The 19,856-nt window shown below is 64.0% G+C and carries 15 protein-coding genes and 2 pseudogenes; 8 read left to right on the top strand and 9 right to left on the bottom strand.

Features of this window, described 5'->3' with window-relative positions:
• Nucleotides 1-92: 92 nt before the first annotated feature.
• The 4 genes from AC630_RS18450 to AC630_RS18435 all read left to right on the top strand — a co-directional run bounded on the left by AC630_RS18450 (nucleotide 93) and on the right by AC630_RS18435 (nucleotide 6,561).
• The gene (locus tag AC630_RS18450) at nucleotides 93-869 is read left to right on the top strand and encodes a hypothetical protein (RefSeq protein WP_143198135.1); all 777 of its coding nucleotides are present in this window, start codon (nucleotides 93-95) and stop codon (nucleotides 867-869) included.
• Between the two features lie 88 nt (nucleotides 870-957).
• Nucleotides 958-4,311: a DUF7379 domain-containing protein gene (locus AC630_RS18445; protein ID WP_083636309.1), complete on the top strand. Its 3,354-nt coding sequence runs from the start codon at nucleotides 958-960 to the stop codon at nucleotides 4,309-4,311.
• A gap of 191 nt (nucleotides 4,312-4,502) precedes the next feature.
• Nucleotides 4,503-5,177 (top strand): response regulator transcription factor, encoded by a 675-nt coding sequence (locus AC630_RS18440; RefSeq protein WP_074119914.1) that lies wholly within the window; start codon nucleotides 4,503-4,505, stop codon nucleotides 5,175-5,177.
• Between the two features lies 1 nt (nucleotide 5,178).
• On the top strand, nucleotides 5,179-6,561 hold the full coding sequence (locus AC630_RS18435) for a sensor histidine kinase (protein ID WP_074119913.1): 1,383 nt from the start codon (nucleotides 5,179-5,181) through the stop codon (nucleotides 6,559-6,561).
• An 87-nt stretch (nucleotides 6,562-6,648) separates the two neighbouring features.
• Here the strand turns inward: AC630_RS18435 and AC630_RS18430 are convergent, their stop codons facing one another.
• The 6 genes and pseudogenes from AC630_RS18430 to AC630_RS18405 all read right to left on the bottom strand — a co-directional run bounded on the left by AC630_RS18430 (nucleotide 6,649) and on the right by AC630_RS18405 (nucleotide 13,063).
• Nucleotides 6,649-7,950 (bottom strand): M20/M25/M40 family metallo-hydrolase, encoded by a 1,302-nt coding sequence (locus AC630_RS18430; RefSeq protein WP_074119927.1) that lies wholly within the window; start codon nucleotides 7,948-7,950, stop codon nucleotides 6,649-6,651.
• 118 nt (nucleotides 7,951-8,068) lie between these two features.
• Nucleotides 8,069-9,669: pseudogene (locus AC630_RS48075) on the bottom strand (TRAP transporter large permease).
• On the bottom strand, nucleotides 9,666-10,205 hold the full coding sequence (locus AC630_RS18420; RefSeq protein WP_074119912.1) for a TRAP transporter small permease subunit: 540 nt from the start codon (nucleotides 10,203-10,205) through the stop codon (nucleotides 9,666-9,668). Before AC630_RS18420 ends, AC630_RS48075 begins: the two are co-directional and overlap by 4 nt.
• A 394-nt stretch (nucleotides 10,206-10,599) precedes the next feature.
• Nucleotides 10,600-11,634 (bottom strand): GTP 3',8-cyclase MoaA, encoded by a 1,035-nt coding sequence (gene moaA / locus AC630_RS18415; protein ID WP_074119911.1) that lies wholly within the window; start codon nucleotides 11,632-11,634, stop codon nucleotides 10,600-10,602.
• 107 nt (nucleotides 11,635-11,741) lie between these two features.
• Nucleotides 11,742-12,236: a hypothetical protein gene (locus tag AC630_RS18410; RefSeq protein ID WP_074119910.1), complete on the bottom strand. Its 495-nt coding sequence runs from the start codon at nucleotides 12,234-12,236 to the stop codon at nucleotides 11,742-11,744.
• Between the two features lie 153 nt (nucleotides 12,237-12,389).
• Nucleotides 12,390-13,063, bottom strand: a pseudogene (locus tag AC630_RS18405) (HAD family hydrolase).
• Nucleotides 13,064-13,232: 169 nt separating this feature from the next.
• Between AC630_RS18405 and rpiA the strand changes: the two are divergent.
• The 3 genes from rpiA (at nucleotide 13,233) to gor (ending at nucleotide 16,013) form a co-directional block, all read left to right on the top strand.
• Entirely contained in the window at nucleotides 13,233-13,946 is a 714-nt protein-coding gene (gene rpiA / locus AC630_RS18400) for a ribose-5-phosphate isomerase RpiA (RefSeq protein ID WP_143198137.1), read from the top strand.
• A 2-nt stretch (nucleotides 13,947-13,948) separates the two neighbouring features.
• Entirely contained in the window at nucleotides 13,949-14,467 is a 519-nt protein-coding gene (locus AC630_RS18395; protein ID WP_074119908.1) for a DUF2059 domain-containing protein, read from the top strand.
• Between the two features lie 157 nt (nucleotides 14,468-14,624).
• Complete coding sequence (gor, locus tag AC630_RS18390) at nucleotides 14,625-16,013, top strand: glutathione-disulfide reductase (RefSeq protein WP_074119907.1); 1,389 nt, start codon at nucleotides 14,625-14,627, stop codon at nucleotides 16,011-16,013.
• 208 nt (nucleotides 16,014-16,221) lie between these two features.
• On the opposite strand, the gene AC630_RS18385 is transcribed toward gor, so the two are convergent.
• Nucleotides 16,222-16,407, bottom strand: a complete 186-nt coding sequence (locus AC630_RS18385) for a hypothetical protein (RefSeq protein ID WP_074119906.1) — start codon at nucleotides 16,405-16,407, stop codon at nucleotides 16,222-16,224.
• A gap of 288 nt (nucleotides 16,408-16,695) precedes the next feature.
• Between AC630_RS18385 and nhaA the strand changes: the two genes are divergently transcribed.
• Nucleotides 16,696-17,931 (top strand): Na+/H+ antiporter NhaA, encoded by a 1,236-nt coding sequence (gene nhaA / locus AC630_RS18380; RefSeq protein WP_074119926.1) that lies wholly within the window; start codon nucleotides 16,696-16,698, stop codon nucleotides 17,929-17,931.
• Between the two features lie 32 nt (nucleotides 17,932-17,963).
• On the opposite strand, the gene AC630_RS18375 is transcribed toward nhaA, so the two are convergent.
• Nucleotides 17,964-18,593, bottom strand: coding sequence for an FMN-binding negative transcriptional regulator (locus tag AC630_RS18375; RefSeq protein ID WP_074119905.1), 630 nt, complete (start codon nucleotides 18,591-18,593; stop codon nucleotides 17,964-17,966).
• A 73-nt stretch (nucleotides 18,594-18,666) separates the two neighbouring features.
• A partial coding sequence (gene pdxR, locus AC630_RS18370; RefSeq protein ID WP_245330437.1) for a MocR-like pyridoxine biosynthesis transcription factor PdxR occupies nucleotides 18,667-19,856 on the bottom strand: 1,190 nt, incomplete at its 5' end.

Raw genomic sequence — 19,856 nt, 5'->3', positions numbered from 1 at the left:
GGAATGCGAAGATTTGCGGGTCGCGTACCAGCGTCGGTTGGCCGAGGCGACGTTGTCGGTCGTCGACAGGCGCGACTCCCGCATCGAGCTGATTGCCAGCTTCGGATATCAGATCGTTTTCCCCCCAGGCGCTGCCGTTTGCGCCACTCGTGATAATCTTTGTCCTCGACTTCGTGATCTCCGTCGCGCCGCTGTTCTTCCTCCATCTGGGCGGGAAGTTTGCAGTTGGTTCGCTGGCCGGAGGCCTCTCCTCCCTCGCGCACGCCGTTGCCCTGACGATCTCGATCTTCTTTGCGATCTATCCGAAGGCCTCGACAAATTTTGCACGTCCCTCGCTATACGCGTTGCCCTGGAGCTCTTACGTGGTTTTCGGGGCGCTCTCCTATGTGGCGGGCAACGCTGTACTCTTCATGACCTACATCACAATTCCGATAGCGGAAGGCTGGCTGGCGAAGAGTCATCCGTTCGCGGCGAGTTCGCTGTTTTCCCTGATTTTCCTGGTCAACACGGTGGTCCTGAGCATCCTACTCGACGTTCGGCTGAGGGCCGATGGACTGGACTATCACGAGGCGAGGCTGAGGGACGGCGGGACCCATGCAGTGGTCATGGCATCTGTCATGCTCTGCCTGCTCATCGGCTTCACGTTGGTGACCGTACATTTCGGTCTGGACGCGCCGCCCATCTCCTGGTCGGTATACACCTTTATCGTTGTTCTTTTCGGCGTGCTCGGCTTCGTCATGGGATATCTCGTGCCGTCGACTGCAGAAGCCTACATCGAATCCAACAAGCTGATCCGGAAGTCGTCGGCACTTGATGGCAATTTGCTCGGCTGGGCGGCGCCGGCGTCTCAGCCGATAGTCAAACCTTGACCTCACGCCGATGGGGGGGGGCGCGCAGGAGCCTCCCAGCGGCACATGAGGGCGTGACGAAAAGGGTCGTCTGGACAGGGGCGAAGACATGGCTGCACTCGAAGTGGCGAACGGGATCGTGGTTCGAAGTCCCGACGATGTTGAGGTCAGGGTCGTTCAGGACGGTCCTGTCCGCCGGGGATTTCGCCGCGGGACCGCCAGCCAGATGAGCGGCACCGATCACCTCAGGAGGGCGTTGTCGTCGTCGGACTTCACCATCGCGGCCGAAGTTGAAATGGTGCCGACGCGCCCGGGAACGCGTGCCCTGCGACGGGACGCGCAGACGCCCACGCAGATCGAGGTCGAGGTCGGCCCGTCCGAAAGAGCGATGGTCCTGATCGAGGGGGCAGGCGGTGTCTATGCCTGGACTTATCCGTTGCAGGCCGGTCAACCGTCGCGGCAACGTGCCGGCGCGCAAGTTCTGGTTTTCCCGCTGACGGCCGGGACGAGAGGCTCGGCCCGCGGAGTCCCCACCGCGAGCGGCAAGCGCGGTCCGGTTCTTGACTGGGTTTCCGACAAGCTGATCGATCCGGTCCGCGCCTATGTGCTGAAGTTTGTCGCCAGGACGGCCATCGATGCGGCGACCGACTATATCGAGGGGGACAGGGAAGAGGGCATCGTGTCGATAGCCGGGCTCGATCCGGCAGCATGGACACCGGGTCGATCGGCGCGGCCGCGATTGCCGCAAGATCGCCCGTTGAAAATTCTGCTCATGGTGCACGGCACGTTCTCCTCGACGGCCAGCGGCTTCGCGCAGCTTGCCGGTTCTGAGAGCGGGCACGCGTTCCTTTCGAAAGCCAACGAACACTACGACGCCGTGCTCGGCTTCGACCACAAGACCCTGACCGCAACTCCCAGCGAAAATGCGGTCGCTCTTTTTGCCGCGCTGCAGGCTCTGGGTATTCCAGAGAATTCCTCGATCGACACCGTCGTTCACAGCCGCGGCGGACTGGTCTATCGCGTTGTCGAAGGTCTGCTTGCAGACAAGCGACCGGACATCCGGCTTGGCAAGGCCATCTTTGTCGGCTGTACGAATGCCGGAACGCATCTTGCCGAACCCGAGAATTGGGCGGCGATGATCGATCTTTATACCAACGGGATCATGGCCGGCGTCCGGGCGGTTTCGTACCTGGCAGGAGGGGCTGTGCTGAGCCCCATCGTAGCGCAGGGGATCAAGACTGTCGGCCGCTTCGTCCAGGCATTTTCAGAAGTCGCCATTGACGAGCGCCGGGTGCCCGGACTTGCCGCCATGCGTCCCACAAGCGACCTCGTCAGGGAGTTGAACGGAGCGGACGGTCCGCTCGAGAAACTCGCGGCCTATTATGCGATCACGTCGAACTTTGTCGCGCAGGTCGCGCCCGGCAAGGGCGTGACGAAGGAGTTCGCCGACTTCATTGCCGATCGCGTGACCAATCGCCTGTTCCAGCTCGACAACGATCTGGTGGTGGATACGGCCTCGATGACCTCGTTCGGAACCCGCACCTCGCGCCTTGCGGACGACGCGACATTTGCCTTCGGCAATACGGACGACGTCTTTCACACCACGTACTTTGCGACAGATGTCGTTCCGTCGAAATTGAGTAAGTGGCTGGGTCTTGGCGCACCTCGTCTCAACAGCATCCCAGAACAAATCGATCTGCAGCAGGCACCACCGCGGCGGTCGCGGCGGGGAGCGGCGTCCATTGTCGAAAGCCCGCTTGAAACCACGTTGGCTACTGACGATGTGGAGAGCCCCCGATCTGACTCCATGTCGGACACTCTCACATTGCGGCGGACGCGAACGCGTGGAACTGCTTCGGCTGCGCCGGCTGAGCCAAGGGAGGCGCCTGCTGCTGGTGAGGCGCCGTCGGCGTCGACGTCCCCGGGATCACGAACCGCCGCTTGCTATTTTGCAGCGGAGATCGAGTCTCATCCACCGCCGAAGAAGCCGGTCCCGCTGTTCGTCACGGTCTCCCGTCAGAAAATTCAGGCCGCCGAAAGTCCGGCCTCGGCCGCCTCGGATGCTCCGGTGAACGTCGACACGGCGCGCGCCATCGTTGTCGAAGTCATTGCGCGCAAGAATTGCAGGGTCATCGGTGAAACCAGTGCCGAGATCGACATGCCCAGGGATCAGAGGGCGGAGTCGCTACGGTTCGTCGTGGAGGGAGCCGCGGAAGGTGCGGCCGATATCCTCGTTGAAGCACGGCAGGGCCCGCGCATCCTCGCGTCATTTGCCCTGGCCCCGGTGTTCGTCGATGCAGACAGCAAGACCTTGCGCCGGAGCCAGGTCGGATTGGCCATGGCGGCACATCCCGACGAGCCGGCGGTGCTGAGGATCTACGAGATCGTGGAGAGCGGCAAGGTGACGCTGCGCTTCGATCTTGCCTGCGTCGATCCGAATATCGCGGTTTCGGAGTCGCGCACCCTTCCCGGCGGTTTCTCGCGCGATGTCTACGTTTCGGAGATCTTCAAGGGGATCGAGAGCTCCTGGCTCGCGACGAACCGGTTGTATGACCAGTTCCTGTCGCGCCTGCAGGCGAACGGAATCGTCATGGCAAACGAGTTGTTGCCGGACAAGGTCCGCGAGGCATTGTGGGCCCATCGCGATGCGATCCGCGCGATCCAGGTTATCTCCGAGGAGCCGTTCATTCCCTGGGAGCTGCTCTACATCAACGATAGGAAGTCAGGACCGGACGGGAAGGGCTTCCTGGCGGAATGGGGGCTGGTCCGCTGGCTGCACAGCACGCCATGGCCTGGTCCGCAACTCGCCATGCGCAATGATCGCATCAATTACGTGATCCCGGCCTATCTCGATCCCGGACTGCGCCTCGAAGGCGCCGATGCCGAACGCCAGATGCTGGCCAAGCTGTTCGGCAGCCCCCGCGCGGTGACGCCCGACAGCATCTCGGTGACCCGCTTCCTCCAGAAAGACGCCAGGGAATGCGACGTCCTGCACTTCGCCTGCCATGGCGAGGCGGCGCAGCGGGCGGTGATGACGGCCGACCTGTTGATGACGGGCTCCAACGTGGACGGCACTTTTGCGCAGGACCCGCTGTCGGCGGACCAGGTCAAGGTCGTTGCCCGTTTCGCGGAGAGCGGACCGAGGCCAACTATTTTCATCAATGCCTGTCAGACCGGGCGCGCGGGACGTGGCATCGGCGGAGGTGTCGCCGGTTTTGTCGATGCATTCCTGCGACCGTACTCCGAGCTCGGCGCGGGCGCGCTGGTCGGAGCGCTTTGGTCGGTCGACGACAAGCTCGCTTACAGCTTTGCCGAGGCGTTTTATCGGTCGCTCAAGGAGGGAAATGCGCTGGTGGATGCCGTCAGGACCGCTCGCGAGGCAGCCAAGAACCGGAAGGAACTGACCTGGTTGGCCTATTCCGTATACGGCAATCCGTTCGCGCGCGTCTCGGATGCTCCTTAGATTGAGCCGGGATTCATGCAGCCGCCCTCGGCCTTATGAGCGCGCGCCCGATCGGCTTACACGAACCTGACAGGGCAGGGGTGACCGGCGCGCCTGCTGCTTTTTCGCTGGCCGAGGCGCCCCGAATGGTGGAAGAGAGCGAAGATGCGGCGCGAGCCGTGTGGTGACACCGGGTAGCCGGCGGGAATGCGATGCGCCTTCTGATCGTCGAGGACAATGCCGAGCTCTCGCGGCTCGTGGCCAGCGGGCTGTCGGCGGCCGGCTACGAGAGCGACATCGTGAGCAGCGCGGCCGAGGCCCGCGAGGCGGTGCGCAGCGTCAGCTACGCCGCGATGATTCTCGACCTAGGCCTTCCCGACGGCGACGGCCTGTCGGTGCTGCGCGAGCTGCGCCGGCAGATGGAGCCGCTGCCGGTCCTGGTGCTGACCGCGCGCGGCGGCTTGCAGGACCGTGTCAACGGCCTGCGCAGCGGCGCCGACGACTATCTCGCAAAGCCGTTCGCGATGGAGGAACTGGTGGCGCGGCTGGAGGCGATCCTGCGCCGGCCGGGCCAGCTGCTCGGCCGCTCGCTTCACCTGGCCAACCTCGTCTACGACACCGAAAGCCGCCAGATCTTCGTCGACGACCAGCCACGCATCATCTCCGCGCGCGAGACCTCTGTGCTGGAGATTCTGCTGCGCCGGCAGGGGCGGGTGGTGCCGAAGAAGAACGTCGAGGACCACATCTTCGGGCTCGAAGGCGAGGTCGCCTCCAACGCGGTCGAGGTGTATGTCTCGCGGCTGCGCAAGCAGCTCGCCGAGCACGGTGCCAGGGTCGTGATCCACACCATACGCGGCGTCGGCTATCTGATGGCCGAGGAGAAATAGTGTGGCCCAGGTCGGCTCCCATGTCGGATCCTATGCCGGGACCTATGCCAGATCTCCGACGTTCAAATCGCTGATCTGGCGGATCGTGTTCCTGCACATCGTGGCGGTTGCGGTGGTTGCGATCTTCCTGCCGCTGGTGCTGTTCTGGCTGCTCAACTCCGAGATCGACCAGCTGCATCGGGCTGCGATGCGAGCCCAGGCCGAGACGCTCGCGGAGCGCATCGCCGTCCAGCCCGACGGCAAGGTGACGTTCAACCTGCCCGATAGTCTTCGAGGTCTCTATTCGGAAGCCTATGGCCGCTACCAGTACGACATCCGCGATGCCGGCGGTCGCTTGCTGTTCTCGTCGCACAGGAAGACTGATGAAGCTGAATCAGAGACGATTTCCGGCGCCGACGTCACCAAGACGATCGGCGGCACGACGGTTCGCATTCAGGTGGCGGAGGATCTGTCCCATCGCGACGTGATTACCGATGACATCATCTCGAACTTCTTCCGCCGCGTGGGGTGGATCACCATCCCGATCCTGCTGATCCTGCTTGCCACCGACATTATCATCTTCCGCCGCGCGATCGCGCCGCTATGGAAGGCGTCGGAGGAGGCCAGCAATATCGGTCCGGCGCGCACCGACATTCGCCTGCCGACGGAGCAGATCCCGCGCGAAATCATGCCACTCGTCACCGCCGTGAACCAGGCGCTCGATCGCCTCGAAGACGGCTTTCGGGTGCAGCGGCAGTTCACGGCGGATGCCGCGCATCAATTGCGCACGCCGCTCGCGATCCTGCGTACGCGGATCGAGACACTCGGCGACTGTGCGGCAAGGCAGGCGCTGCATGCCGACATCGAAGCCATGAGCCGCATCGTCGCCCAGCTCCTCGAGATCGCCGAGCTCGACACCTTGGTGCTCGATCCCGGCGAGACCGCGGATTTGCGCGCCGTCTGTGCCGAGGTGGTCGGTTCGATCGCGCCGTTTGCGATCGCGCAGCACAAGGATATCGCGCTCAAGGGCACCGACGCGCCGGTGCTGATCCACGGCAATTCCGAGATGCTCCAGCGCGCGATCTTCAACCTCGCCGAAAACGCCATCAAGTTCACCGCAAAGGACACGTCGGTCGACGTCGAGGTGGGTGACGACGGTGTGGTGCGCGTGCGCGATTGCGGCCCGGGAATCGCGGAAGCCGAGCGCGAGCTGATCTTCCAGCGCTTCTGGCGCCGCGACCGCCAGCGCAGCGACGGCGCGGGCCTGGGCCTGTCGATCGTGCGCGGCGTCGCCGACGATCACGCCGCGACAGTCGCGGTGGAGAACCTCCCCGGCGGCGGCGCCGAGTTCGCGCTGCGGTTCAGGCTGGCGGAGGGAGCCGATTGTTCCCCTGGCCAAAGCTGACCGCCGAGCAAATGCAACGGCAAGAAAACCCCGGCGCGCAAGCCGGGGTCTTTCGTTTGCAAATCCGCCAGACGCGGCGAGGGGCGGCTATTTCAGCTTGCCGGTGGACAAGTCCATGATCATGCGCGTGGCCAGATAGAGACGAGGCACGATGCTGTTGATCTGCACATATTCGGCATCGTTGGAATGCGCGCCGAAGCCTGACAGGCCCATGCCTTCCACCACGGCTCCCTTGGTCTTGAGCGCGGCAAACGCGGCGTCGGTGCCGCCTCCGGTCGCCTTCTCGTCGACCTTGAGGGACGTTCCGAGTTCCTGATAGATCGTCTTGCCGTACGCCGCCACGCGGCGCGAGGCGTCGTTGGCTTCGAGCGGCGGCCGACGCACCTCGAATTTCAGCTCGACCTTGGAGTCGGGCAGCAGGCGGTTCCTGATCCTGTCCTGCAGCGCCTTCTCCAGTTCGTCGAAATCCGCCACCTTGAGCGCACGCGCATCGGCCTGGGCCGTGGCGTCGGCAGGGATCACGTTGCGATTGGTGCCGGACCTGGAGACGGTCCAGTTCAGCTTCAGGCCCTGCTCGGGTTTGGACAGGTCCTTCATCTGCAGCACCTGGTGCGAGAGCTCGTACAGCGCATTGACGCCGCCCTCGGGCCTTGCGCCCGCATGCGACGACTTGCCGTGCACCGTGAGATAGGCCGAGCCGATGCCGCTGGTGGCGAGGCGCAGCGTGCCGTCGGTGCCGCCGCCTTCGAACGAGAACACGACGTCCTGATCGGAGGCCAGTCGGGTAATGGTGCTGCGCCAGCCGGGCGATGAGATCTCCTCGTCGCCGTTGGTGAGCACCGTGAGCGTGCCGTAATCCCTGAAGTTCAGCTTCTGCAGCAACGCCACGATATGGAGAATGAGCGCGACGCCCTGCTTGTCGTCGGCAATGCCGAGGCCGTAGGCCTTGTCGCCGTCGATGCGAAACGGTTGGTCCTTCAGCATGCCCTTCAGGTACACCGTGTCCATGTGGGCGATCAGCATGATCTTCCTGCTGCCGGTGCCCTTGAAGACCGCGTGCACGGCCGGGCCGATCTTCTCGGGCGTATCGTCGAGGCGATAGATGTCGGTGGGCTGCAGAATCTCCGTTGTGCCGCCGAGCTGCCTGAGTTGGCCGGCAACGCGCTCGGCGATCTGGTTCAGGCCGTCGATGTCCTTGCTGCCGGATTCGATGCTGACGAGATCGCGCAGCGTGTCGAGCAGCGGCTGCTGCTCCTGTTGCGCGAGCGCATGGATATCGGCCATGGCATTAGCATTGGGCTCGGCATGCGCCACGGTTGCAGCACATGCCAGCCAGAGCGATGCGATTAACGAGCCAACGAGTGACGGAGCGGTGTGCGATCGAGGCATGCGCGGCGGCCCATAGGTTGGAGAATGGCCCGGTATGCCCGTGTTGCCGGCGCTTGTCACGCGCGCCGGCGCGCGCGTCATGCCCCGCCAGAGCGGAACATGACGGCGCTAGCGTCCGCTACTTCTGCGGCGGGCCGAGATCCAGCGGCGGCAGGTCGATCTGCGGCACCTCGATCTTGACCTTGTCGAGGTCGACATTGACCGGCTTGTCCAGGAGGCCCGTCACCGTGATCGGGAACGCGATCACGATGAGCACCATGATCATCTGAAGGCCGATCCAGGGCATCGCGCCCCAATAGATGTCCGAGCTCTTCACTTCCTTCGGCGCCACGCCGCGCAGGTAGAACAGCGCGAAGCCGAACGGCGGATGCAGGAACGAGGTCTGCATGTTGACGCAGAGCATCACGCCGAACCAGATCAGGGCCGGTCCGTCGCCGACGACGGGTCCCAGAATCTTCTGCGCGATCGGCGCGATCATCGGCAGGATGATGAAGGCGATCTCGAAGAAGTCGAGGAAGAACGCCAGGAAGAAGATGAAGAGGTTGATGAAGATCAGGAAGCCCCAGACACCGCCGGGCAGCGAGGTCAGGAGGTGCTCGAGCCAGACACCGCCGGAGACGCCCAGGAACACCACCGAGAAGCAGGTCGAGCCGATCAGGATGAAGGTGACCATGCAGGTGAGGCGCATGGTGGACTCGTAGCCCTGCTTGATGAGGTCGCGCAGGTCGGGGATGCGCGCGGCCGAGATGCAGATCCAGGCTACCGCCAGATAAGTCACGGCGAACGCGATCTTGAAGATCAGGTTCTCAGTGAACAGCATCGCGACGATGGTGCCGATGCCGGCCGCGATCACGCCGATGATCAGCACTTTGCGGTCGGTCGAGGTGAAGTCCTTGTGGTGGATCGCCGCGAGCACGATGGCGCCGACCGCGCCCATGGCGCCGGCTTCCGTCGGGGTCGCAAGGCCCATCATCATGGTGCCAAGCACGACGAAGATCAGCACGGCCGAGGGGATGATGCCCATCAGGCACTTCTTCCACAGCGCCCAGCCGGTCAGCCTACGCGCTTCCAGTGGCACCGGCGGCACGTGGCTTGGTTTGATCAGGCCGAGGACGAAGGTGTAGCCGGCGAACAGGAGGATCTGGAACACCGAGGGCCCCAGGCGCCGAGATACATGTCGCCGACCGACTTGCCGAGCTGGTCGGCGAGCACGATCAGCACCAGCGAGGGCGGTACCAGCTGCGTGATCGTGCCGGAGGCCGCGAGCACACCGGTGATGTAGCGCATGTTGTAGCCGTAGCGGATCATGATCGGCATCGAGATCAGCGCCATGGCTATGACCTGCGCCGCCACCGTGCCGGTGATGGCGCCGAGGATGAAGCCGACGATGATCACGGAATAGCCGAGGCCGCCGCGGACCGGGCCGAACAACTGGCCCATCGAATCCAGCATATCCTCGGCCAGCCCACATCTCTCCAATATGGCGCCCATGAAGGTGAAGAAGGGAATCGCCAGCAACAGCTCGTTGGAGAGCACGCTGCCGAACACGCGGCCGGGAATCGCCTGGAGGAAGTTGAGGTCGAAGAACCCGAGATGGATGGCGAGGAAGCCGAAGGAAAGGCCGACCGCCGCCAGCGTGAACGCGACGGGGAAGCCGATCAGCATCGCCAGAACCAGGCCGCCGAACATCAACGGCGGCATCATCTCCAGCGTAATCATTGGGTCGGCCTCTCGTACTTGGCGTCGATCGTCACATAGCCCTGGAGAGCCGCGATACGCTTGATGACTTCGGAAACACCCTGGAGCGCCAGCATCACGAAGCCGGCGGGAATCACGAACTTGATGGGCCAGCGGATCAGGCCGCCGGCGTTGCCCGACATCTCGCCGACGTCATAGGCCTGCATGAAGAACGGCCAGGACAGATAGGCGAGCAGAAGGCAGGAGGGGATCAGGAAGAACAGCGTTCCGATCATGTCGAGCCAGAGCTGGCCGCGCTCGGACAATGTCAAATAGAAGAGCTCGACCCGCACATGCTCATTGCGCTTGAAGGTGTAGGCGGAGCCGAACATCACGAGGATCGCGAACATGTACCATTGCAGCTCCAGCCAGCCGTTCGAGGAGTAGCTGAAGGCATAACGGATCATGGCGTTGACCGCGCTGACCAGGCACGCCAGGAGCACGAGAAGATTACAGACGTAGCCGACCTTCTCATTGAGGAGGTCGATGGCGTTGCTCACCGCCAGCAATGGACGCATCTTACTTTCTCTCCGTCGCAGCCATGAGCATCATCCGGAAAAGTGTGAAGCGGTTTTCCGAAGAGATCATGCTCGAACAACAACCCGGGGCGCGATGATGATTCATCCTCGTCTCATCGCGCTTTGGACTTCACGGGAGGCATCGGCGCGCATCGCTCCGCCCGCATGCTGATGCACGCGGCCACACGGCTCGTTTTCCGGAGCGATTACGGCGTCAGTCCTCCCCTCGTGCCTTGCCGTCTTGACCGCGACCGCCAAAGGGGCAGGCCGGCTTATTGCTGCCGGGCAAGCAAAGGCGGTCGCACCAAATCAGCGGGCTTGCGTGCCGTCAATCGGAAAATGGGCAAATTGACGCGCGGTCAAAAGCTTAGGTTGGCGGGGGAGTGGCGAATCGTCAGCCGCCGGTGACGCTCATGTGCCTGTTAACGCTGGGGCGGTTGTGGCGGCGGTCGATGATGAAGTCGTGGCCCTTGGGCTTCAGCCCGATGGCGCGGTCGATCGCATCCGCAAGCAGCACGTCATCGCTCGATGCCCGCAAAGGTTTGCGCAAATCGGAGGCATCTTCGTGGCCGAGGCAGGTATGCAGCGTCCCGGTGCAGGTGATGCGCACCCGGTTGCAGGATTCACAGAAATTATGGGTCATCGGCGTGATGAAGCCGAGCTTGCCGCCGGTCTCGGCGATGCTGACATAGCGCGCCGGCCCGCCGGTGCTCTCGGCCAGATCCGTCAGCGTGAACTGCTGGGCGAGGCGCGCGCGTACCAGCGACAGCGGCAGATACTGGTCGAGCCGTCCCGATCCGATCTCGCCCATCGGCATCACCTCGATCAGCGTTAGCCCCATGCCCTTGCCGTGGGCCCAGCGCATCAGCTCGGGGATCTCGTCCTCGTTGAGGTTTTTCAGCGCCACCGCGTTGATCTTCACGCTAAGGCCTGCGGCGCGCGCGGCCTCGATGCCCTCGAGCACCTTGTCGATCTCGCCCCAGCGCGTGATCTCGCGAAACTTCCTGGGATCGAGCGTGTCGAGCGAGACGTTGATGCGGCGGACGCCGCAATCGGCGAGCTCATTTGCATGTTTGGCGAGCTGCGTGCCGTTGGTCGTCAGCGTCAGCTCGTTCAGCGCACCGCTCGTCAAATGACGCGACAGCGAGCGGACCAGCGTCATCACGTTGCGCCGGACCAGCGGCTCGCCGCCTGTGAGCCGCAGCTTCTTCACGCCCTTGGCGATGAAGGCCGAGCAGAGCCGGTCGAGTTCCTCCAGCGTCAAAAGGTCCGCCTTGGGCAGGAACGTCATGTCTTCCGACATGCAGTAGAAACAGCGCAGGTCGCAGCGGTCGGTGACCGAGACGCGCAAGTACGAGATGGTCCGCCCGAACGGATCGGTCATGGCGCTCGACAGCGCGGCGCGGGGGCTCGCGGAAGATCCGTTCATACCAAATGCCTTGTCACTTACGGCGACGGGCGCACCTTTGCTTCAGTGGTGCTCTGGAAGCAATTTAAGCATCGGACGCGCCAAGGACAATCGGGTCGATACCGAGGTCAGCGCGTGCCCGCATTCGGGTCGGGGAAGGGCGAGGCCGCGGCCGCTGCAGCCTCGGCTGGCGCGGTGGCGGGCGCTGCTGCAGCCGGTTTCGGCTTTCTGGGCCGGTGCGGTTTGCGGACCGGCTTCGGCGGGGTGGCTGGCTGAAGCTCCGCGAAGACCGGGTTCGGGTCGGTGGCGACCGAGGCGGGCGTGGTGAAATCGCCGGGATTCCTGATCACGTTCACCGGCACGCTCGCGGGCTGGTACTTGGGGAGAGCGTAGCTGACGGTGAAGGGAGCGTCGGGCGCGGGAACCGATACGGAGCAGGGGGTCTTGCAGCCCGGACCGAGCGAGGTCTTGGCATCAGCGCCCGGAGGACTGGATTCAATCTGGACCTGGACCGTCGGCGGCGCGGATTTGAACATGTCCCAGGACATTGAGGAGCAGCCGCCAAGACTTGTTGCCCCTAAAGCGCTCGCTCCCGCTAGCGCAATCGCGATGACACGACGCATGAACCATCCACTTCGACTGCGACGAACCGCCACATCCCCGGCCGGACCTTAGGGGCGTCGCCTGGGGCAGGCAACCGGCGGGATATGCATAGTTAGTAGATGGTTAATGCAGGGTTCTCTAAAATAACCAAGCGTTGTCAGCGACTTGTGTGGCTAAGCCGACATCAGGCTGCTGGCGGCGGCCGGCAGGTCGCGCATATGATGGATCAGACGGTCCGGCTTCAGCTCGGCAATCGGCACGTCAGTGTAGCCGAAGCTGACCCCGATCACGGGCACCCCGGCTCGCCGGGCGACCCCGACATCGGTTCCGGCATCGCCGACCATGATGCTGGCCTTCAGCTCCCCGCCGGCCCTCGCCACCGTCTGCCGGAAATGGTGGGGTCCGGCTTCTGGACCCCAAAGGTGTCTGCGCCGCAGATCGCCGCGAAGCGCCGGCTCAGGCCGAGCTGGTCCAGGAGCCGCTTCGACAGCCATTCCAGCTTGTTGGTGCAGACTGCCAGCCGATGGCCCTGCGCCGCAAACTGGTCGAGCGCCGCCTCGAGCCCCTCGAAGGGACGGGATTCGACGGCGATATGGTCGGCATAATAGGCGATGAAATCCGCCGTCATCCGGTCCATCCCTGCAACGGTGACCGTGCGGCCCTCGGCCTCCAGCCCCCGCTCGATCAGCTTGCGGGCACCGGCGCCGATCATGTTGCGGGCCGTCTGCATCGGCACGGGCGGCAGCCCTTCGCGGTCGAGCACGTAGTTCAGCGCGGTGATCAGGTCGGGCGCCGTATCCACGAGCGTGCCGTCGAGATCGAAGACGATGGTGTGACGGGAGGTCATGTCGAAAGCGCTACCGGCCCGGCCGTACCGGCGCAAGGGGCGGGGCCATAAGATCAGTTAATAGGCCTGGTCCCCGGACCCTGTTCTCCGGGGAAAAACGAGGCTACATAGGCCGCCGAAAGCGGCCTATATCGACGGCACCTTCGTGAATTCAAAGGCGGGCGCAAACGTGAACATGGACCAGTTGAAGCGGCAGGCTGCGGCGCGCGCGCTCGAGGAGGTGCGTGACGGCATGCAGCTCGGGCTCGGCACCGGCTCGACCGCCAAGCATTTCGTCGAACTGCTCGGCGAGCGCGTGCGCGCCGGGCTCAAGGTGATCGGCGTGCCGACTTCCGAGGCGACCCGCGCCGACGCGGAGCGTTGCGGCGTGCCGCTGACAACGCTGGACGAGATCGACCATCTCGACATCACCGTGGACGGTGCCGACGAGATCGATCCGGCGCTCAACCTCATCAAGGGCGGGGGCGGCGCGCTGCTGCGCGAGAAGATCGTCGCGGCCGCCTCGGATCGCATGATCGTGATTGCCGACGACACCAAATGGGTGCCGACGCTCGGCCGCTTTCCGCTGCCGGTCGAAGTCGTCCCGTTCGGGCTTGGCGCGACGCGCCGGGCGATCGAGAAGGCATTTGCGGAATGCGGCGTTTCCGGGCAAATGGCGGTCCGCAAGGCCAGGGATGGCCACGTTTTCGTCACCGATGGCGGCCACTGGATCGTCGATGCCCAGCTCGGACGGATTGAGGATCCCCCCAGCCTCGCCAAGGCGTTGAGCGCGATCCCCGGCGTAGTCGAGCATGGGTTGTTCATCGGCTTGGCCAGCTCGGCTGTTCTGGCGGGTGGCGAGGGAATCCGCGTGATTGAACGGCGAAAGCCGAAAGGAGACTAGGAATGAAGAGCGTTTTGAAATTCTTGCCGGCCGCGGCCCTTGCGGTAGGGTTGTTCATTTCGGCAGCTCCCGCCATCGCGCAGCAGGGGACTCCGCCGAAATCGTCTCCGGCCGCCATCGCTGCGGCCAAGGAGATCCTGACGTTGAAGAACGCCAGCGCCATGTACGCCAATGCCGTGCCGGGCATGGTCGAGAAGACCAAGGTTGCGCTGATCCAGCAGAACCTCAACTACCAGAAGGACCTCAACGAGGTGGCGCCGATCGTCGCCCAGCAGCTCGCCGGGCGCGAGAAGGAGATCACCGAAGGCATGGCGCAGGTCTATGCCAGCGAGTTCACCGAGCAGGAGCTGAAGGATCTCGTCACCTTTTACAAGTCGCCGCTCGGCCAGAAGCTGATCACGGCTGAACCCAAGGCTATCGGACTGAGCATGGCCTTCATGAATTCCTGGGCCCAGAATTTCACCGAGACCGTGATGGGTGCCTTCCGCGCCGAGATGCGCAAGCGTGGCAAGGACATCTGACAGACACTATCTGATCAGAAATCCCTAAAGCGCGTCATCGCGCTTTAGGTTGTCATTTGAGCATGATCTCCGCGCAAGCGCGATTCGCGTTTGTCGCGAGGGACGACCGCCGCAGACTTTGCGCTACCGGATCATGCTCTAGAGGTCGGAGTGGACAATGGCTGAATTCGACGTCGACCTCTTCGTCATCGGTGGTGGTTCGGGCGGCGTGCGTGCCGCCCGCATCGCGGCCGGTTACGGCGCGCGCGTGATGATCGCCGAAGAGTACCGCATGGGCGGGACCTGCGTGATCCGCGGCTGCGTGCCGAAGAAGCTGTTCGTGATCGGCTCGCATTTTCGTCACGAGCTCGAGGACGCCGCAGGGTTCGGCTGGACAGTTCCGCCCGTCACCTTCGACTGGCCGACGCTGATCGCCAACAAGGACAAGGAGATCGCGCGGCTCGAGGCGGCCTACACCGCCAATGTCGAGAAGTCGGGCGCACAGGTCGTCAAGAGCCGCGCGGTGATCGAGGACAGGCACACTATCCGCCTGCTCGAGAACAACAGGAAGGTCGCGGCAAAGTACATTCTCATCGCCACCGGCGGCGCGCCCAACCACGGCGCTGCCATCCCCGGCATCGAGCACGTGATCTCCTCCAACGAGGCGTTCCATCTGAAGCATCTGCCGAAGCGTATCGTGATCCAGGGCGGCGGCTACATCGCGCTGGAATTCGCCGGCATCTTCGCCGGCTTCGGCTCTGACGTCACCGTGATCTATCGCGGCGACAACATCCTGCGCGGTTTCGACGAGGATGTCCGGACCCATGTCCGCAGCGAGATGGAAAAGCAGGGTATCACCATTCTCACCGGCTGCACGGTGACCAAGGTCGATCGCCATGGCAATGAATTTACCGCGCATCTGTCAAACGGGTCGAGCGTCGCTTCCGACCAGGTGATGTTCGCGATCGGCCGCCATCCCGCCGTCGCCAATCTCGGCCTTGAGAAGGCCGGCGTCGCCATCAATCCGAAGAACGGCGGCATCGCGGTGGATGGTTTCTCCAGGAGCTCGGTCGACAGCATCTACGCGATCGGCGACGTCACCCATCGCTTCAACCTGACGCCGGTCGCAATCCGCGAGGGCCATGCCTTCGCCGACACCGTGTTCGGCAAGCGCGAGGTGAGGGTCGATCACGCCAACATCCCGACCGCCGTATTCTCGCAGCCGGAGGTCGGCACCGTCGGCCTCACCGAGACCGAGGCGCGCGCGCAATTCAGTCACGTCGACGTCTACAAGGCGACGTTCCGTCCCATCAAGGCGACGATGTCTGGCCGCGATACCCGCGTGCTGATGAAGCTCGTCGTCGACGGTGCCTCAGACCGTGTGCTCGGCTGCCACATCGTCGGCGATGCCGCCGCCGAAATCATCCAGGCGGTCGCGATCGCGGTGAAGATGAGGGCGACCAAGGCCGATTTCGACGCGACGATTGCGCTGCATCCGACCGCGGCCGAAGAGCTCGTCACCATGCGCACACCGACCGCACGCCATGTGCGGCAGGCGGCGGAGTAGAGCCAGCGCCTAGAGCCATTCCTGTTCCGATGGAATCGGAACGGGGCTCTAGATTCTTGTTTTGACGGGTTTTCTTCTTTACGCGAACCGGTATCCACTTCGCTCGAAAACGCTCTAGCCGTACAGATATCCGACCGGCTTTCCTTCGGTGCGCAAGGGACGCATGTCCTGCAGCGTGCGGTCAGGCGTTTCGTAGAGCACCCGAAGCTCAGTCGAACGACTGAAGCGCGGCCCGTTCGGGCTTGCCTGTCGGGCTGTCCGCCCACTTCGCCATTTCCATCGTCCGCGCGTCAACGCCTTCGCACCAGAAGCAGCTGGGCTGTGTCGCCCCCTTTTTGGACAGGATGGGGACCATGCCGTGGCCGCAGCCGGCGCAATAGGTGACGTGATTCATGCGTTCCTCCAGGACACACCAAACTCAGGAACGACGTTATCGTTCCCAAAGCTTGCGCGGGCGCTATGACAGCGCCGGCGCCTCGGATTGGAGCGCTCGTTCCTGATATCGTCGATGTAGCAATCCATCGTGACACGGCTGCGATATCGTCGCCGCTTTCGCGATAGGCGCGAAGCGGAGTGGGTTGCCTTAATCTCGTTGCCGTGTAGAACACTCCCGGGTGATCGCTGCTTTGGGGCAGCGACAGGTCAAGCGATGGTCGGGCCGCCACGCAGAAAGCGTGCGCCCATGAACGATCAGCTGCCGGGCAGGGACCTGTCCAAAACCCAACCTTTCGTCGAGCGAGCCCTCGCCACACTTCAGCATTTCCTGCATGTCGAGGCTGTCAGCGGTGCCGTGCTGCTGGTGGCTGCGGCCGCTGCCTTGCTGTGGGCCAACTCGCCCTTTGCTCACGCGTATCACGACCTCTGGAACCTGCCGATTTCCCTTCGCCTCGGCGAGTTCGTCTTCGTCAGATCGCTGCACTTCTGGATCAACGACGCGCTGATGACGGTGTTCTTCCTCGTCGTCGGCATGGAGATCCGCCGCGAGATTCACGAGGGTGCGCTCAGCAAATTCGATCAGGCCATTCTGCCGGTGCTTGCCGCCTTGGGCGGTGTCGTTGTTCCCGCGCTGATCTACCTGAGCTTCAACAGCGTTGCCGCGCGCGGCCAGGGCTGGGCAATACCCACCGCAACCGACATCGCGTTCGCCGTCGGTGTGCTCGCGCTGCTGGGGCGATCGATCCCCGCCAACGTCCGGGTATTTCTGCTGGCGCTTGCCATCATTGACGACATCGTCGCAGTGGTCATCATCGCGCTGTTCTACACCAGCGGGCTGGATCTCAACGGCTTTGCCGTCGCATCGCTCGGCGTTCTGATCGCGTTTGGCTTTCAGTGGCTCGGCCTGGCCTCCGCGTTCGCCTACATTCCGCCGGCGTTCATCGTCTGGGCGGGCCTTCTCATCGCCGGCGTTCATCCAACGCTTGCAGGCGTTGTGCTTGGCCTGATGACACCGGTGCGGTCGGCCCGTCCTGAGATTGTGCCGCCCGTCGTCCGCGTTCAGACTGCGCTGCATCCCTGGGTCGCCTACGGGATCATGCCGCTGTTCGCGCTAGCGAATGCCGGTGTCAATTTCACCGGCACGGAACTCAGCGACGGCGCGCAGTTCGTGACGCTCGGCGTCGCACTCGCTCTGTGCGCGGGAAAGCCGATCGGGGTGATCGGCGCGACGTGGCTTGCGGTGCGCACAGGTTGGTGCCGATTGGCGCCAGACGTTTCATGGGCTGGTGTCTGTCTCGTCGGGCTCCTGGCCGGCATCGGCTTCACCATGTCGATCTTCATCGCCATGCTCGCGTTCACGGACGACAAGCTGCTGAATGCAGCGAAGTTCGGCGTGCTGCTCGGCTCGCTGGTCTCCGTGACGCTCGGCCTCGGGTGGGGAGCTGAATACGCCCAGCGCCGGCGCAAGGAGACCGAAGCCTGACGCGGTGTCCCGTTTCAGTGCGCGCGAGCGCGTCACGCTGGAAGCGGGATCAAGGGCGCAACCTCGCGATCATGCGCGTTGTCGCTTGCCGCCAGCCCAGCTGCGACGCCGACGCGGTCGGCTTCGGGGCGGTTCTGGCTCATCTTGCGCTTGCCCTCGAACCGTACGACGGGAATGCGCACGCCTACGATCCCGCGCAATTGCGCGGCGATGAAATCGGCGGGGGCCTCACTGACGGCCCAGGGATTCGCGCGCGCCCCTTCGTGCCTGTTCGTCAGGCGCGTCACCGCATCGAGTAAGCGCTCCGGTTCCTGGAAGAACTCCACCGGGCCATAGGCATGGACCGCGATGTAATTCCAGGTCGGCACGACCTTTCCAGTCTCCTGCTTGGTCGCGTACCAGGACGGCGTCACATAGGCGTCGGGGCCGCTGAAGATCGCCAGCGCGTTTCCGATCGGGGGTAGCTGCCATTGCGGGTTGGCCTTGGCCACATGCCCGTACAGCACGCCATGCTCGCCCTCGCTCTCGTCGAGGAAGAGGGGGAGTGGGGTGGCGACCGGCCCCTCGGTGGTGGCGGTCATCAGGCTGGCGAGGCGCGCACTCCGGATGGTCGCCCGGATGCTCTCGATGTCGTCGTCTTTGAAGGCGGGAGGGATGTACATGGCTATCTCCGGTGTCGGTGCGGAGATAGCCGGAATCTGGACTGCAACAAACTGCCAGTTGTGAACGATTTCGTCAGTCCAGTTCGTCGATGGCCTGCGCCAGAAGCTTGCAGCCGCGCTCGATCTGGGCAATCTCCAGCGCCGAAAAGCCCATGACGAGGCCAACCGTCGTCCGCGTTCGTCTGTTGCCTGTCGGGCGGCTGTCGAACAGGGCCGAGATGGGATAGATGCCAACGCCCTTTGCGCGGGCCGCCTTGATCAAGGCATCCTCGCGCTTCTGCGGCAGATCATCGAACCACGCCACCACGTGCAAGCCGGCGGCCGCGCCGTCGATCCTGACGCGATCTCCAAACCGGCGGCGCAGCGAACCGAGCAGCGCCCGCTGGCGTTCGGCGTTGCGCCGGCGCACGCGCCTGACATGGCTCTCATAAGCGCCGCTCTCCAGCATCGCGGCGAGGGCGTCCTGTTCGATGAGCGGGGTGTGCCGGTCCATGATCTGCTTGGCAGCGGCGAACAGGTTGCGCAGCCCGGACGGTACGACCAGGTAGCCGATCCGCAAGGTCGGGGAGAGCGTCTTGGAGATGGTCCCGAGATAGATCACGTTGTCGCTGCTCTCCAGCGCATGCAGCGGCGGGATCGGCTTGGCGTCGTAACGATACTCGCTGTCGTAATCGTCCTCGATCACGTAAGCGTCGTTCTTCCTGGCCCAGCCGAGCAATTGGTGCCGGCGCCCGATCGGCATGACGCCGCCGAGCGGATATTGATGTGACGGCGTCACATAGGCGAGGCGGGCCTTGATGCCATCGAGCCGCCCGGTCTGAAGGCCCTCCGCGTCGACCGGGATCGGCATCGCCTCGGCGCCCGTCGCCGCAAAAGTGTGCCGCGCCATCTGGTAGCCGGGATCCTCCATCACGAAGCGGTCGCCGGCATCGAGCAGCAGGCGCGCGCAGATGTCGAGGCCTTGCTGCGAGCCGTTCACCACGACGATCTGGTCGACGTCGCAGCGTATGCTGCGCGATCGCCACAAGTAGCCCTGAAGCGCCGTGCGCAGCCGCAGCGCGCCGCAGGGATCGTCATAGGCGAGCCGCTCGGGCTTACGCGCCATCGCAGCAGTCACGGCTTTCTTCCAGGCCAGCACCGGGAAGTCCGCCGGCGAGAGCTCGCCATAGCGGAAGTTCGCAACGAGCCCGCGCGGCGGCTCGGTCCAGCGGGGTGGATCCTGCCGCAGCCGCTCGCCGAATGCCGACAACTGCGCCCTGCGCG

Source organism: Bradyrhizobium sp. AS23.2 (genome assembly GCF_001908185.1).
In the GTDB taxonomy this organism is placed as follows: Bacteria; Pseudomonadota; Alphaproteobacteria; order Rhizobiales; family Xanthobacteraceae; genus Bradyrhizobium.
Note: the sequence above shows the minus strand (reverse complement) of the source record. Positions and strands in the feature narration are given on the sequence as shown.